Annotated in this window: 11 protein-coding genes; 5 read left to right on the top strand and 6 right to left on the bottom strand. The window is 61.6% G+C overall.

The annotated features are described in order from the left end of the window. Positions 1-90 precede the first annotated feature (90 nt). Positions 91-1,323 (bottom strand): cytochrome P450, encoded by a 1,233-nt coding sequence (locus HZB49_RS23345; RefSeq protein WP_291615616.1) that lies wholly within the window; start codon positions 1,321-1,323, stop codon positions 91-93. A gap of 96 nt (positions 1,324-1,419) precedes the next feature. Between HZB49_RS23345 and HZB49_RS23340 the strand changes: the two genes are divergently transcribed. After that, positions 1,420-2,034 carry a TetR/AcrR family transcriptional regulator gene (locus HZB49_RS23340; RefSeq protein ID WP_291615614.1) on the top strand — a complete coding sequence of 205 codons (615 nt, stop codon included), beginning with the start codon at positions 1,420-1,422 and terminating at the stop codon, positions 2,032-2,034. Positions 2,035-2,299: 265 nt separating this feature from the next. On the opposite strand, the gene HZB49_RS23335 is transcribed toward HZB49_RS23340, so the two are convergent. Then, the gene (locus tag HZB49_RS23335) at positions 2,300-3,847 is read right to left on the bottom strand and encodes a hypothetical protein (RefSeq protein WP_291615612.1); all 1,548 of its coding nucleotides are present in this window, start codon (positions 3,845-3,847) and stop codon (positions 2,300-2,302) included. A gap of 584 nt (positions 3,848-4,431) precedes the next feature. Between HZB49_RS23335 and HZB49_RS23330 the strand changes: the two genes are divergently transcribed. Both HZB49_RS23330 and HZB49_RS23325 read left to right on the top strand, forming a co-directional pair. Next, positions 4,432-5,058, top strand: coding sequence for a hypothetical protein (locus HZB49_RS23330; RefSeq protein WP_291615610.1), 627 nt, complete (start codon positions 4,432-4,434; stop codon positions 5,056-5,058). A gap of 29 nt (positions 5,059-5,087) precedes the next feature. After that, a complete protein-coding gene (locus HZB49_RS23325) occupies positions 5,088-5,294 on the top strand; it encodes a hypothetical protein (RefSeq protein ID WP_291615608.1) in 207 nt (68 codons plus the stop codon). 84 nt (positions 5,295-5,378) lie between these two features. Here HZB49_RS23325 and HZB49_RS23320 read toward each other — a convergent pair whose 3' ends face one another. The 3 genes from HZB49_RS23320 to HZB49_RS23310 all read right to left on the bottom strand — a co-directional run bounded on the left by HZB49_RS23320 (position 5,379) and on the right by HZB49_RS23310 (position 9,590). Further along, positions 5,379-7,106: an adenylate/guanylate cyclase domain-containing protein gene (locus HZB49_RS23320; protein ID WP_291615606.1), complete on the bottom strand. Its 1,728-nt coding sequence runs from the start codon at positions 7,104-7,106 to the stop codon at positions 5,379-5,381. A gap of 211 nt (positions 7,107-7,317) precedes the next feature. Next, positions 7,318-8,604 (bottom strand): MFS transporter, encoded by a 1,287-nt coding sequence (locus HZB49_RS23315; RefSeq protein WP_291615604.1) that lies wholly within the window; start codon positions 8,602-8,604, stop codon positions 7,318-7,320. After that, positions 8,601-9,590, bottom strand: a complete 990-nt coding sequence (locus HZB49_RS23310; RefSeq protein WP_291615602.1) for an NAD(P)-dependent oxidoreductase — start codon at positions 9,588-9,590, stop codon at positions 8,601-8,603. Before HZB49_RS23310 ends, HZB49_RS23315 begins: the two co-directional genes overlap by 4 nt. Positions 9,591-9,720: 130 nt before the next feature. Between HZB49_RS23310 and HZB49_RS23305 the strand changes: the two genes are divergently transcribed. Then, positions 9,721-10,401 carry a glutathione S-transferase family protein gene (locus HZB49_RS23305; RefSeq protein WP_291615600.1) on the top strand — a complete coding sequence of 227 codons (681 nt, stop codon included), beginning with the start codon at positions 9,721-9,723 and terminating at the stop codon, positions 10,399-10,401. 54 nt (positions 10,402-10,455) lie between these two features. Next, on the top strand, positions 10,456-11,424 hold the full coding sequence (locus tag HZB49_RS23300; RefSeq protein ID WP_291615598.1) for a FecR domain-containing protein: 969 nt from the start codon (positions 10,456-10,458) through the stop codon (positions 11,422-11,424). A 9-nt stretch (positions 11,425-11,433) separates the two neighbouring features. On the opposite strand, the gene HZB49_RS23295 is transcribed toward HZB49_RS23300, so the two are convergent. After that, positions 11,434-13,464: an adenylate/guanylate cyclase domain-containing protein gene (locus HZB49_RS23295; protein ID WP_291615596.1), complete on the bottom strand. Its 2,031-nt coding sequence runs from the start codon at positions 13,462-13,464 to the stop codon at positions 11,434-11,436. Positions 13,465-13,466: the final 2 nt, after the last annotated feature.

Genomic DNA, 13,466 nt, shown 5'->3' with positions numbered 1-13,466 from the left:
AGGGAAAGCCGTCGAACAGCGTCTTTCGACAACACGGGCCACGGCGTATGGGTCCCGGCCTGCGCCGGGACGACAGAATATCCGGCAGTCCTACCAGCTCGCCGGCAGCCGCTGGAGGCCGCGCAGCACGAAGGTCGGGCGCCACTGCGGGTTTTCCGCGTCATCCAGCCGCAGGTTGGGAATCCGGCGCAGCAGCGTCGAGATCGCAATCTCCGCCTCGATCCGCGCCAGCTGGGCGCCGAGGCAGTGATGGATGCCGCCGCCAAAGGAGAGCGGCCGCACGTTCGGCCTCGTGATATCGAGCCGCTCCGGATGATCCGGATAGACGGCGGGATCGTGGTTGGCCGAGCCGAGCAGGCACAGCACGGTATCGCCCTTGGGAATGCGCTTGCCCCCGAGGTCCTCGATGTCCTCCAGCGCGACGCGTCCGGTGAGCTGCACCGAAGAATCGTAGCGCAGGAATTCCTCGATCGCGTTGCCGATCAGCTCCGGCTTCGCTTTGAGCAGTGCAAGCTGATCGGGGTTGCGGAACAGCGCCAGCAAGCCGTTGCCAATCAGATTGACGGTGGTCTCGTGGCCGGCACCGAACAGCAGGATGATGTTGGCGATCAGCTCTTCGGTTGAGAGCTTGTTGCCGTCTTCCTCGGCCTGCACCAGCTGGGTGGTCAGGTCGTCGCCGGGATTCTTGCGCCGCAGCTCGATCAACTGCTGGAAGTACATCGCCGACAGGGCGTAGCCCTCGTTGCCCTTCTTGATCTCCTCCGGCGACAGCGGCACCGGATCGAGCAGGCGGCCGCCCTCGCGCGAGGAGGCATAGAACGCCTCGCGATGCTCCTGGGGTATGCCGAGCATGTCGCAGATGATCGTGACCGGCAGGCGGAACGCGAAATCCTCGATCAAGTCCATCTTCCCTTGCGGGAGGATGCGGTCGATGTTCTCGTCGACGATTGCCTGGATGCGCGGGCGCATGTCCTCGACGCGGCGGGCGGTGAAGGCTTTCACCACGAGGCCGCGCAGGCGGGTGTGGTCCGGCGGGTCGGCCTGCAGCATCCAGTGGCTCATGCTGCGGAACACCGGCTCGTCCATGATTTTGGGACCGTAGCGGCGGACGGTGCGCTCGACATAGTCCTTGCCGAAACGCTTGTCGCGCAGCACGAGGCTCGCCTCGGCGTGCCGGCTCGCCACATACATGCCGAACGGCGAAAGGTGCATCGGATCTGTCGTGCGCAGCCGCTCGTAATAGGGATAGGGGTTGTTGATGAACTCCGGCGCCAGCGGATTGAAAAGCGGCGCACTGGTCGCGGGCTGAACGTGCTCGTTCATGAGACCTCCCCTCAAGCTGTCGCGCCGGATTTGTTTCTGTGTCGCGCAACTCGATACATTGTTGTATCGAGTTGCATTGTGCCCTAAAATGCGCCGATGTCAAGGTTGCGCACCAGACCGACCCGGGACGATACCCGCGACAAACTGTTCGAGGCCGCCGCGCGGGTGTTCGAGGAACAGGGCATCAATGCCGCCAGCATCGAAACGATCGCGGCGGCCGCCGGTTTCACCCGCGGGGCGTTTTATTCGAATTTCGCCAGCAAGGACGAGCTGATCGTCGCCATGCTGGAAGATCACGTCGAGCAGACGATCCGGCGCAACCTCGACCTCCTGGCCAAGCATCAGGATTTGCAGGATTTCATCGACGCGTTCCGCAACATGGAGCGCGCGCGGCAGGATCCGCTCGGCCGCTCGCCCCTGCTTCACATGGAAATGATCCTGTTCGTGGCGCGCGCCGAGAAGCGGCGGCCGGAACTGGCCAAGCGCCTGCGTGCGCGCCGGCAGATGCTGACGGAGATCGTCGCCATCATCTCGAAGCACGAGGGCAAGAATTTCGAGAAGCCGGAATGGGTGGCCGCCATCCTGCTCGCGCTGGAAGACGGCTTCCGCCTGCATCGCCTGATCGACCCAGAGACCACGCCGCCCGACAGTTTTCTGCGCGCCCTCAACGATCTGCAGCACGCGATCGGCGAAACGTTCGATGTGAAGTGAGACGTGTCCTCATCCCTGGCAGGTTCATGCAGGCGCAGCCGCGTCCCTCTTGGGATCGGACAGTCCGGGGTATGACCGGAATGTCTGCCAGGGGCCCCTAAGCCGACACTCCGGTCGACTAGCTTCGATGTCCGCTTCTCGGGTTAGGACGGAAGTATGGGTCGAGTTTGTTGGGGCCCTCTTCTGCCATTTCGCAGCGATCTGATAGAAAGTAGCAAGAAACGGTTGCGGCTACCTGGCTTATCGAAGGTCTCGTATCCGAGCTTCACAATGCTGGGACGAGCTTGAGTGGTCCTGATTTTGAGATTTTGAAGAGGCGATGGGAATCTACTCCCTCGATTCCCTCAAAGAGCGATCCAAAGTTGGACCAAAAATTCTGGTCTGCCCGGATCAGCAACAAGTAGTCCACGTCAGAAAGCTCTCTCGCGAACTGCTCTGCCGTTATATTCTTGGTGTAATAGTCGTTCTCCCGATATGGTTTGCCGATCGACCATGCACCCGTGTAGCGGCGTGGAATGAGTGCGTAACGAGTGCGTACAACTTCTGCCCCGTTACTATTTTGAACAATTATTCTGACCCGCGCGTTTGACGGAATAATGCTTGCGACGCGGTTAAGCAGCTCTCGGTGTTCGGACAAAAATGGATCTTGCCGCTTAGCGCCAATAATTCTCACCTCCGGAAATTCGAATACGAAAAGGAAAGAGACCATGATGGCGCTGAGTGCCCACCCATCGCGTAGGCTGTTGTCGCTGCTGCTAATCTGGCGGACACAAAACAGAACAACCAGCAATAGGCCGGCAATATAAGTCGAAACGTATCGGCCGAACGACGCAAGACGCAAATCTTCGTCCCCAAACTTGAAGGAGGCGACGTACATTGTCAGCAGTCCGGTTAGATAGACCCCTAACCCCACCCACAGAACCGTGAGGAAAATCAAGGCCTGTCGGCGATTTTCGCTACCGCAAAAAACTAAAATGACAGCGGTGAAGCTCGCGAAGACGACGCACCATAATGCGGTGCTCCATCCCGGAGATATTCCCACCGATAATCCAGTCAGTGCGTCGATGAAGTTGTAAGCGATAGCTTGCGACCGATCTCTGGAGGTGCCTGAAAAAGCGGCCCAAATGGAAGTCGTCTGTGTCGGGAAAGTAGGCGGGATAGCATGAGACGACACGTATCCTTGCCATGACGATCGAGCAAACACGGGAGCGGCAATCAATGCACAAATGATCGCTGCGGAACGCAGATTTCGCTGTCGCGAGGCGATATCGATACTTATTGCGATGGCGGCGATAAAGGCGAACAGCGCGCCAGAAGCCTTGATCAATGGTAGGGCGGCGAGTGGTAATGCCACGATAGCGACTGAGCCTGGTCGCGCTCTGTATATTATCCAGTACGCTACGATAGCTCCGGCAAAGAATATGCTGAGACTTTGATCGCTCATGACTGTGTAGAGGCCGGTCCCTAGCGCGTAAGGCGCCAAGAAAAGCGCCCCTATGGCGCCGCAAATTGCAAAAATGCTCCAAGGCGTCGCGCGATATAGGAAACAAGGCAAGATCGCGAACAGTACCCACGAATTTGCAGTTAGTATTTCTCCCTCCGTTCCTGCCGACGGGAAGACCACAAAGAAGTGGAACAGGTTCAGGCCGGGTGGGTAATCCTTAATCTGTTGGACGTTGTTTAGGTCAGCAAGGTGGTGTCGTACGAGCAATTCCTTTGTCGCGAATCCCCAGTGCGAGAAGTCGTCCCATTGCGTGAACTCAGAATTGTCTAGCCCCCAGTAGAGGACAACGCCGGTTACTGCATAGACCAAGACCCCCAAGTTTAGGACAGGTACGGACCTCCCGACGCATGCGACTTGTCCTGCCTCATATAGGAACCAAACAACACCGAGGCCGGTCAGAACATATGTGCCAACTATTAGCACGTTCCCTAGGGCGAAGGCGTATAGCACCACCATAATCAAGGATATCGCAAGCAGGGGTCCAGTTTCGACTGGGACCCTTAGAGCCCGGCAAATAGCAAGTGATAGCCCGAGGATTGCGGTGAGCGAGACAAGAAGCATCGGCGTCATCTATTGCGCGGCTTTGCCGCGCCGTGCGGCGATTGCGAAATAGCATCCCATGTCGTGGCCGATCTCGAGGACGTGCTTACTCTTCCTTGACAGGAAGTCAATGACACCGGGATCCCACGGATCATCCTCAGTGTATCGACGCCGTGCCATCTCAGCGTAATCGGGCGCCAGACCTTCACCCGCGCGTTCCGCAAGCCTGATTGCTCAAGGTCGCCTGCGCCTGTCGGTTGGCTTCGGTCACTGGCACAGTTCGGCTCCCTGCGTTTGAAGAGATCGCAGGATACCTTATCACTACAACCCCACAGCGAACAAGAGTCCACACCATGACCATGGCATCCCTTGTCGCGGCAAAGCCCTTGCGCGCCCCGACAATACTTCTCGAAGGGAGCCGACTTATCGGCGCACTCGCAAACCCATCTGACAGAGTGGCTCGGCAGCTCAACGAACGGCCGCGGGAGGCCCTGCAATTTGAGACCCCGGCCCTGAGGTTCTCCAACAGTTGCTGTCTTGCAACAGTTTCCTTGCCCGCGGTTGACTCAGCGAAGGTCGAAACTGCTTCTAACCTCACTGTGCGGATCAATCGCAATGCACACCCGTACATGTATGCGGCACGCATTCCCGTCGTCGCGCAAGATATCAGTGCCCGGATCGGTGCTGCCAGCGAATTGTGGCTTCGGGCACAAATCAAGGTCACTGGACGCGGCGCAGGAATTGGCGTGCTGTCTTCCGACGAGCAGAGTTTCCTGGCTTATCAAGCTGTCGAGGCGACCGAGGGATTCGTCAACCTTGGCATTCCAATCTCGGGCACGCTGCTGGGACCAGTCATCATTACCAATGGGCCAGTCGGCGCGAGTGAAACCGTGGTCGAATTGCGCGACGCGCGGATCGTCAGCGCGCCAAACAAAATACGCGGCATCATGCAAGGGTTGGTAGAACCGCCACAACCATAACGCACGCTTGCATCGAAAATTGCCGGCAGATGCTCACGGAGATCGTCGCGATCATCTCGAAGCACAGCGGCAAGAACTTCGAGAACCCCGGATGGGTCGCCGCCATCCTGCTTGCGCTCGAGGACGGCTTCCGCCTGCACCGCCTGATCGATCCCGAGACCACGCCGGCCGACAGCTTCCTGCGCGCCTTCAACGACCTGCAGCAGGCGATCGGCGATACGTTCGACGTGAAGTAAGAAGCGGTCGTTACGGTTATCCCGCTTTGAGCGGCGTACCCGGCGCTCGCATTCCAATCCTGAATGTCTTGAGGGAATCCCTTGTCACCCTGCAGGCAAACCAGCTTGCTCAAACGCTGCAGCTATTACCCTGCTGTATTCCTTCGACCGAGTCGGAAACGCTTGCATGGCGCGGGCAATGGAAAATTGACTGCTAAGCTTTAGAATCTGCTGAACGATATCTCTCGCCTCGTCAAGTTGCCCCAATCCAACGCAGTTGAGAGCGATCGGTGATAGTGTATGGATATCAGTGTAAAACTGCTTCGTTCGCTCGGCAGATGCACGTCCCTCACCGTAGCGTCCAAGCAGGAAAAGAGCGAAGGCTCTTCCGTTCCAAACGCTCCCACGCAGGGGATCAAGCGGACTAAGCCTGAGCATGGTATCAAAACTTTCGACAGCCTTTGCTGCATCGCCGCACATCATCGTCACCCAACCCTGCGAATACCATGCCGCAGCCAGGTTCGGATTGCGGATCAAGGCCTCCTCGATCATTGAGGCTCCAAGATCAAACTCGTGTCCAAGGTAGGTCAGCACATGACCTGAGCGTGCTAGTGAAAAGGCGTCTTCCGGTGCCAGTTGCGCCGCGATGCGAGCAAACTGGAGTGATTGGGCAAGCTTTTCCGGCCTCAAGGGCCTCCCGGTGGTCGATTGTTCCATCAAGATGCCCCAGGCAATCATCGCATAAGCGGGACCGAAGTTCCTGTCCTTTTCGATTGCCTTCTCGAAAAGCTCGCGAGCTTCGCGCCCCGACTGGAGTGAACGGTGCTTGGAGAGGCCCCGCAGATAAAAATCGTAACACTCCAATTTTTCGGTCGGCTTCTGATTTGCCCTTTCAATTTCGGCGAGTTCAAGCATGGGGGCGATGGAGCTGACGACGTTTCCTACTACCTTGTCCTGAAGCTCGAATATGTCTTCAACCTTACCGTCGAATTTCTCTGCCCAGAGATGATTGTTGGTGGCCGCTTCAATCAGCTGTCCGGTAATTCGCAGCTTTCCGGCCGCTTTCCTTACGCTTCCCTCGAGCACATATCGAACGCCGAGATCGCGACCTATCTGATTGATGTTTACGGATTTGCCCTTGTAGATGAAGCTCGTGTTGCGAGCGATCACGAACAGTGATTTAAACCTCGACAGTGCAGTGATGATGTCTTCCACCATGCCATCGGCAAAGTATTCTTGCTCCGGATCGCCACTCATGTTCTGGAACGGCAGCACGGCGATCGAAGGCTTGTCGGGTAGCGGAAGTGGCTTGGCGAGTTCGACCCGCTCTCGGTCTGGATGCGGCGTTGCCAAGGCCGGACGCGCCGCATAGAGCCGAACCGGCCGGTCGATGTTCTTCAGCGAGCGCTCGCCCAAGTCTTCGAAAGCGAAGCTGGTCTTGCTCCGAACCTGCTCGAAGGCGCTGCTCGACAGGCATACCTCGCCTGGCTTGCACTCGCTCTCGACGCGGGCCGCAATATTCACACCATCCCCGAAAATGTCGTCGCCATCAATGATGATATCACCGATGTTGATGCCGATGCGAAACGTGATTTTGGACCCGTCCTTGGCCCGCTCCGCCATCAGTCCCTGCACAGTCATGGCGCAGTTCACGGCATCTACCGCGCTGGCAAATTCGACCAGCAGGCCGTCGCCCGTCGTCTTCACGATGCGCCCTTTATGGTCGCCGATGGCCGGATCGACGACGTCGCGGCGAATCGCCTTTAGCGCCGCCAGGGTACCGACTTCATCGGCTCCCATCAGCCGGCTGTAGCCCACCACATCAGCAGCCAAGATGGCCGCTAACCGCCGCTCTGTCCGCTCTCCAGCCACCGAGCCCCGCCTGCCTACCGTTCCGGCTATCAAATCACAGGGGCGTGGAGCCTGCCAGCCTCTACCTATGGGGTAAATGGACAGGATGCCGGCTCTGGGTCAAAAAGCGAACGCACCGTCCCCGGCTCCCATGCTCGACGCTGCGCGCAAATGCATACTCAGATCAAGCGCCCTACACCTGCGCTATCTTCCCCGCAACGGCGCGGACCTTGCCGGGCGAAGCCTGCCAGATCGCGATGGCCGACAGCAGGCTCACGACAATCCCGGCCGCGAAGGCAACGGTATAGCTGCCGGTGAAATCATGCAGCACGCCGGTGGCCCACGGTCCCGCGGCGCCGCCCGCGAGCGCGGCGAGCATGATGGTGCCGAAGATGCTGCCGTATTGCCTGCCCTGGAAAATCTCCAGCACGATCGGTCCCATCACCGAAGTAAGGCCGTAGCCGAGCACGCCTTGCGTGAGCACCATCAGATAGACCAGCCAGAGGCTCGGCACATATTTCAGCGCGACCAGCGCGGCAAAGCAGATCGCGAAGCCGAAGCAGGCGATCGCCCACACCCATTCGCGGCCGACGCGATCGGAGACATGGCCGAGCCAGATCTGGCCGGGAATGCCGAGCAGGCTGACCACGCCGAGCGCCCAGACGCCGACGGTCGGACTGAAGCCGATGTCGAGCAGGAACTTGGTCTGGTGCACCTGCACCGCGTACCAGATGTACAGCCCGCAGAAATAGCCGATCGCGATCCACCAGAAACGCGCCGTGCGCATCGCGAGGCGCAGCGTCCAGTCGGTGCCGGCCCACACGGGATCGACGACGTTCGAGACCGGCTTTGCGGAGGTCGCCGTCGGCGCGGGATCGCCGTCGGGCAACAGGCCGATGTCCTCCGGCCGCTTGTGCAGCAAGAGGTTGATCGGCGCCAGCACGACGATGATCAGGATGCCCATCGCCGTGCAGGACGTCTTCCAGCCCGCCTGCTCGATCATGTGCTGCACCCACGGCAGCAGCGTCACCGAGCCGACGCCGACACCGGCAAACGCAATGCCGATCGCCAGCCCGCGGCGGCGGACGAACCAGTTGGGCACGAACAGCGATTGCCCGGAATAACCGAGGCAGACGCTGCCGGCGCCGACCAGCACGCCGATGGTGAGATAGAGATGCCAGGGCTGCGTGGTCAGCGGCGCCAGCAGCATGCCGCCGCCCATCAGCACGACGCCAAGCTCCATCACCGCGCGCGGACCGAAGCGGTCCATCAGCCGCCCGATCAGCGGGCTCATGATCCCCGACACCACGAAGCCGAAGGAGAAGGCGCCCGCGGTGACGCCGCGATCCCAGCCGAACTCGGAGATGATGGGCGGAAACAGCAGCGAGAATGCGGTGCGCGCGTTGACGCCGATCGCCATGGTGACGAACACCACGGCGACGATCATCCAGCCGTAGTAGAAGGGCAGCCGGCTTTTCATGGTTTCTTCTCCGGCCGGCGCGTCCAGCTCGCTTCATTGACGGCGCCGACCGGCGCGTTGCCTCTGATGATTTCCGCCACCTGGCGCACGGTCTCCGCCGATTGATGCTCGATGGCCTGCGGCGTCAGCCCGCCGACATGCGGGGTCGCGATCACGTTCGGCAACTTGGCCAGTTCCGGCGACGGCATCTGGTCGGGCGCACGACCGACGTCCAGCGCAGCGCCCGCGATGCGATGATCGCGCAGGGCCGCGGCGAGCGCGGCTTCATCGACAAGGTTGCCGCGCGACAGGTTGATGAAGCAGGCGTGTTTCTGCATCCGCGCCAGCGCCGCCTGCCCGATCAGGTTCTCGGTCGCCTCATTGGCGATGGCAAGGCAGACGACATAGTCGGAGCGGGCGAGAAGATCGTCGAGCGTGACATGCCGGATCGCCGCGTCGTCGATGGTGACGAAGGGATCGGCCACCAGCACTTCCATGCCCAGCACTTTCGCCAGGCCTGCGAGATAGCGCCCGATGCTGCCGAAGCCGATGATGCCGATGCGGCTGCCGAAGAGCTGCCGCCCCATCACCACCTCCGGCGCCCTGCCCGCGTGATAATCGGCAGTCGCACGCGAAACGCCGCGCGAGAGATCGACCATGTAGCCGAGCGCAAGCTCGGCGACCGACTGCACGAAGCCGGGGCTCGCGCGCGTCACCAGCACGCCGGCCGCGGAAGCCGCGGCCACATCGATGTTGCGGATATCGACCGCGCAACGCACGAAGGCGCGCAGCTTCGGCAGTCTTGGAAAGATCTCGCCGGCCCCCGGCGTCATGCGGTCGGCGACGACGATATCCGCGTCGCCTGCCGCGTCGATCAGCGCGGCGGCATCGAGGGCGTCGGCACCTTCATGCAGCCTCACATCGGCCACCGCGCGCAGGCCGCTCAGGCTGCGCTCGCCGTAATAGTCGCGCCGCATCTGCGGGGTATGGGCCAGCAATACTTTCAAGGGGACAATTCTATCGGTGATCCTTCGGACCATCTGCGGACAAAGAGGTCAAGAGCCATCGCCGCAACCCTTGCCCGCGCGGACGCCCTGCGTCATCTTGCGCTGCGGCAGACGTAAGCGCGGGGATTACATGGCCCACTACAAGCTCTATTGCATCGGTGCTTCCGGTAATTCCTACAAGGTCGCGCTCTATCTGAACTGCGCCGGCCTCGACTGGGAGCCGGTGGGCATCGACTTCGCCGGCGGCGTGCAGCGCGACGCGGACTGGCGCGGCGAGAACAACGCGATGGGCGAAGTTCCGGTGCTGGAGGTGGCGGGAACGCGGATGTCGCAATCCGGCGCGATCCTGACCTGGCTTGCCGAGGCTACCGGGCATTATGCGCCGACGCCGGAAGAGCGATACGAGGCGCTGCGCTGGATCCTGTTCGACAATCACAAGTTCACCAACAACTACGCCATCCATCGCTTCCAGAAGAGCTTCATGGCGCAGCCGCCGCATCCGGCCGTGCTGGCGTTCATGCGTACGCGCGTGGAAGCTTCCCACGCCATCGTCGAGAAACATCTCGGCGAGCGCCCGTTCATGCTGGGCGAGCGGCCGACCATCGCGGACTTCTCACTGGCCGGATATGTCTTCTATCCTCCGGAAGAAACCGGCTTCGACATTGCGGCGGAGTATCCGGCTATCGATGCCTGGCGAAAGCGCCTCGCATCGCTGAAGGGGTGGAAGCCGCCCTACGAGATGATGCCTTTCGGGAGCGACTTGCGCATCACCGCCGTCTCGGTCGCACCGGGTTCCAGCCGTGGTCAATAATATACCAGGCATATGCGGGTTGATCGGAAACCGCCGGGTGGGTACTTCAGCGTCATGAGCCGGATTTCAACGATTCGCCGCACCTGGGAACTGGCGTTGCTCTGCACAGCCGGCCTTGCTGTCGCTCCCGCGGCTGCGGATACGCCAAAGGTCGGACAGGCCGAGGTCATCCGCAACGAGGTCGTCAACGCCACCCAGGCCCAGTCGGTTCCGATCAATGTCGGCGACAATGTGATGCGCGATGACGTCATCCGCACGAGCGCCGATGCCAATGCGCGCTTCGGCTTGATCGACAATACCAAGCTGACGCTCGGGCCGGCATCGACGCTGAAGATCGACCGCGCCGTTCTCGCCGACCAGTCGCGCTACAAGCAGATCACTATCCGCCTGACCGAGGGTGCGTTCCGCTTCATCACCGGCAACTCCGACAAGAAGTCCTACAGGATCGAGACCCCGAGCGCATCGATCGGCGTGCGCGGGACGATCCTCGATATCCGCATATCGGAGAAAGAAACCCTGGTTTCGCTGCAGAACGGCCGGGCAAATGTTTGCGCCGGCGGCAAATGCACGCAACTCCTCGAGCGCGGACACACCGCCAATATCACCCGGGAAGGCGGTATCATCCAGATCAAGCGCGACCTCGTGCCGACATGGACATTTGCTTCCGTCTGCTCGACCAATTCCACCCTGTGTTCGCCACTGCCGGCGCTCCGCAAGGCGAGCCTGACCGCACCGGTCCGCGACAAGCTCGGCAAGAAGGGCGCGATCACCCGCTTCTGCCCCGACGGTCAACCCATGAAGGGAGTCTCCTGCGGACCCGGGCTCGATCCGCTGCGGGAAACGTCGCTGCCGACCACGCCGTCGCGCGACCTGCCGCTGCTGAACAACCCGACCCGCGACACCGCACTGCCGGGCAGCCCGTCGCTTTCGCCGACCACGCCATCGATATCGGCGCCGGACCTGGGACGCGCGAACCTGCCATCCGTCAGTCCGCGCCTCTCCGTGCCGACGCTGAGACGGTAGGCACCGCTACTACTTGGTCCGCGCCACCGTGGTGCCGTCCCAGCCTTCGGCTGTGGGGTTCTCGATCTGGTGCTTGCAGCGCTCGATCATCAGCGATGACGCCGCATCGCTCGCCCTGAGCTTCTGCGCCCGCTCGAAACAACCGATGGCGCCGCCGAAATCGCCCGTGCGCCATGCGGCAAGTCCGGCTTCATAAGTCATGACCCACTCGCGCAGCTCATCGCACTCGCCGGCCATGCCTAGCAATTCGTAGATCTGCAGGCCGCCGGCGCGGCCATAGACCGCAAGGCGATCGAGCTCGCGCACCACGATGCGATCGCCGGCGAGACGTCGCGTCTCCGGGCCGATGATGATGGTGGAGCCGTAGCTCTTGTTGGTGCTTTCGAGCCGGCTTGCGATGTTCACGGCATCGCCGATCACGGTGTAGTTCAGCCGCACCTCCGAGCCGATATTGCCGACCAGCATGTCGCCGGAATTGATGCCGATGCGGATCCTGACCTTCTCGCCGCGGTCGTCGACGAGACCGGCCTCCTCCACCGCGCGCCGGCTGGCGAGCGCCGCGCGGCAGCAATCGACGGCGTGATCGGGATTGGGCGACGGCGCGCCCCAGAACGCCATCACGGCGTCGCCGATGAACTTGTCGATGGTGCCGCCGCAATCCTGGATCTGCGCGGAGACCACGTCGAGATAGCGCGACAGCAGCGGGATGATGCGGTCGCCCAGCCGTTCCGACATGCCGGTGAAGCCGGCGAGGTCGATGAACATCACGCTCATCGGCCGCACCGCGCCGCCGAGCCGTGCACCGTTGCCGTCGCTGATCAGCCGCCGCACCAGGTCGGCCGGGATGTATTTGCGGAACGCGGCAAGCCCCTGCGCCATGTCGCCGATTGCGCCCGAAAGGTTGGAGATCTCGGTCAGCCGCGAGGGATGGCGCTGCACCTTGTCGAGATCGAAGCGCTCGACATGCCTGATCTCGTTGACCACGCGGATCAGGGGCGCAGCGATCAGGCGCTGCGCCAGCCAGGCCGACAACAGCCCGGCAAAGGCGATCAGCGCGGCAAGTCCGATCAGGAGGTTGCGGATCGTCGCCTGAACCGGTCCGAGAAATTCCGATTCAGACACGACGGTCACCAGCGACCAGCCCGGGAACGAGATCGGCGTCAGCACGGTCTTGTAGGCCTTGCCGTCCCTGACGACCGCCGTGTTGAGGGGCTGCGAGCCCGCCGCATTGTAGGCGCCGCCCGCCTGCCGGATCGCGTCGACCGCGACCGCAAACAGCGGATGATCGGTCTTCAGCGGCGTGAGCTCGTCGGCATTGGCGTCGGGCGAGGCAATGGCGGCCCCGTCGGGGTCGAGGATGAAGGCACCGGCCGACTTGCCGACCGTGAGCTGCGACAGGAAGTTCGACACCCGCGTCAGCTCGATGATGACGGCGAGCACGCCGGCGCGTGCGCCGTCGATTTCGATCGGCACGGCAAATGCGGCGGCGGGCCGCTCGCCCGTCGGGTGAACCGTCAGCGTCGACCATAGATCGGAACCGCTGTACCACTCCTGCGCGGTGACCTGATATTTGGTGTCTTCAATGCGGCTGTCCCTGAGCTTGATGTCGCCACCCTCGAGGTCATACCGCTCGATCTTCAGCTTGCTGTCCGTGCCTATCTCGACCGTCTCGACGCCGGCGTCGCCGAGCTTGTGAACGGCAAAGAACGAATTGTCCGGCCAGCCGAACGCGACCCAGGAAATGGTCGGCTGGGCCTGCAACTGCGACAGGAACACGAACTTGCGCCGCTTCGCATCGCTTATATCGAGCACCTTTTCCGTGAGCAGCGCGCGCACCGCGATCGAGGCCGAACGGGCTTCCGTCGTGATCGACTGCAACTGGTCGCCGACCGCCGAAACGATCTGATCGTTGATGGTGTCGGCCAGGGTCTGGCTGACCTGGTTGGCGGTTCGCCACCACAGCAAATGCACCACGATCGCGCTGACGACGATCGACGTCAGCACGAGCGCAGAAATGGCGCTGCGGATTCCAATGCGCATCC

The organism is Bradyrhizobium sp., from assembly GCF_016219575.1.
Taxonomy (GTDB): Bacteria; Pseudomonadota; Alphaproteobacteria; order Rhizobiales; family Xanthobacteraceae; genus Bradyrhizobium.
The sequence above is the reverse complement of the archived record's forward strand: the minus strand, read 5'-3'. Positions and strand labels throughout refer to the sequence as shown.

What these genes read in the sequence shown, in the direction of transcription:
- HZB49_RS23345 (WP_291615616.1), bottom strand. Translation starts at nt 1,323, where the DNA reads ATGAACGAGCACGTTCAGCCCGCGACCAGTGCGCCGCTTTTCAATCCG.
- HZB49_RS23330 (WP_291615610.1), top strand. Translation starts at nt 4,432, where the DNA reads ATGACCATGGCATCCCTTGTCGCGGCAAAGCCCTTGCGCGCCCCGACA.
- HZB49_RS23305 (WP_291615600.1), top strand. Translation starts at nt 9,721, where the DNA reads ATGGCCCACTACAAGCTCTATTGCATCGGTGCTTCCGGTAATTCCTAC.
- HZB49_RS23340 (WP_291615614.1), top strand. Translation starts at nt 1,420, where the DNA reads ATGTCAAGGTTGCGCACCAGACCGACCCGGGACGATACCCGCGACAAA.
- HZB49_RS23325 (WP_291615608.1), top strand. Translation starts at nt 5,088, where the DNA reads ATGCTCACGGAGATCGTCGCGATCATCTCGAAGCACAGCGGCAAGAAC.
- HZB49_RS23295 (WP_291615596.1), bottom strand. Translation starts at nt 13,464, where the DNA reads ATGCGCATTGGAATCCGCAGCGCCATTTCTGCGCTCGTGCTGACGTCG.
- HZB49_RS23300 (WP_291615598.1), top strand. Translation starts at nt 10,456, where the DNA reads ATGAGCCGGATTTCAACGATTCGCCGCACCTGGGAACTGGCGTTGCTC.
- HZB49_RS23315 (WP_291615604.1), bottom strand. Translation starts at nt 8,604, where the DNA reads ATGAAAAGCCGGCTGCCCTTCTACTACGGCTGGATGATCGTCGCCGTG.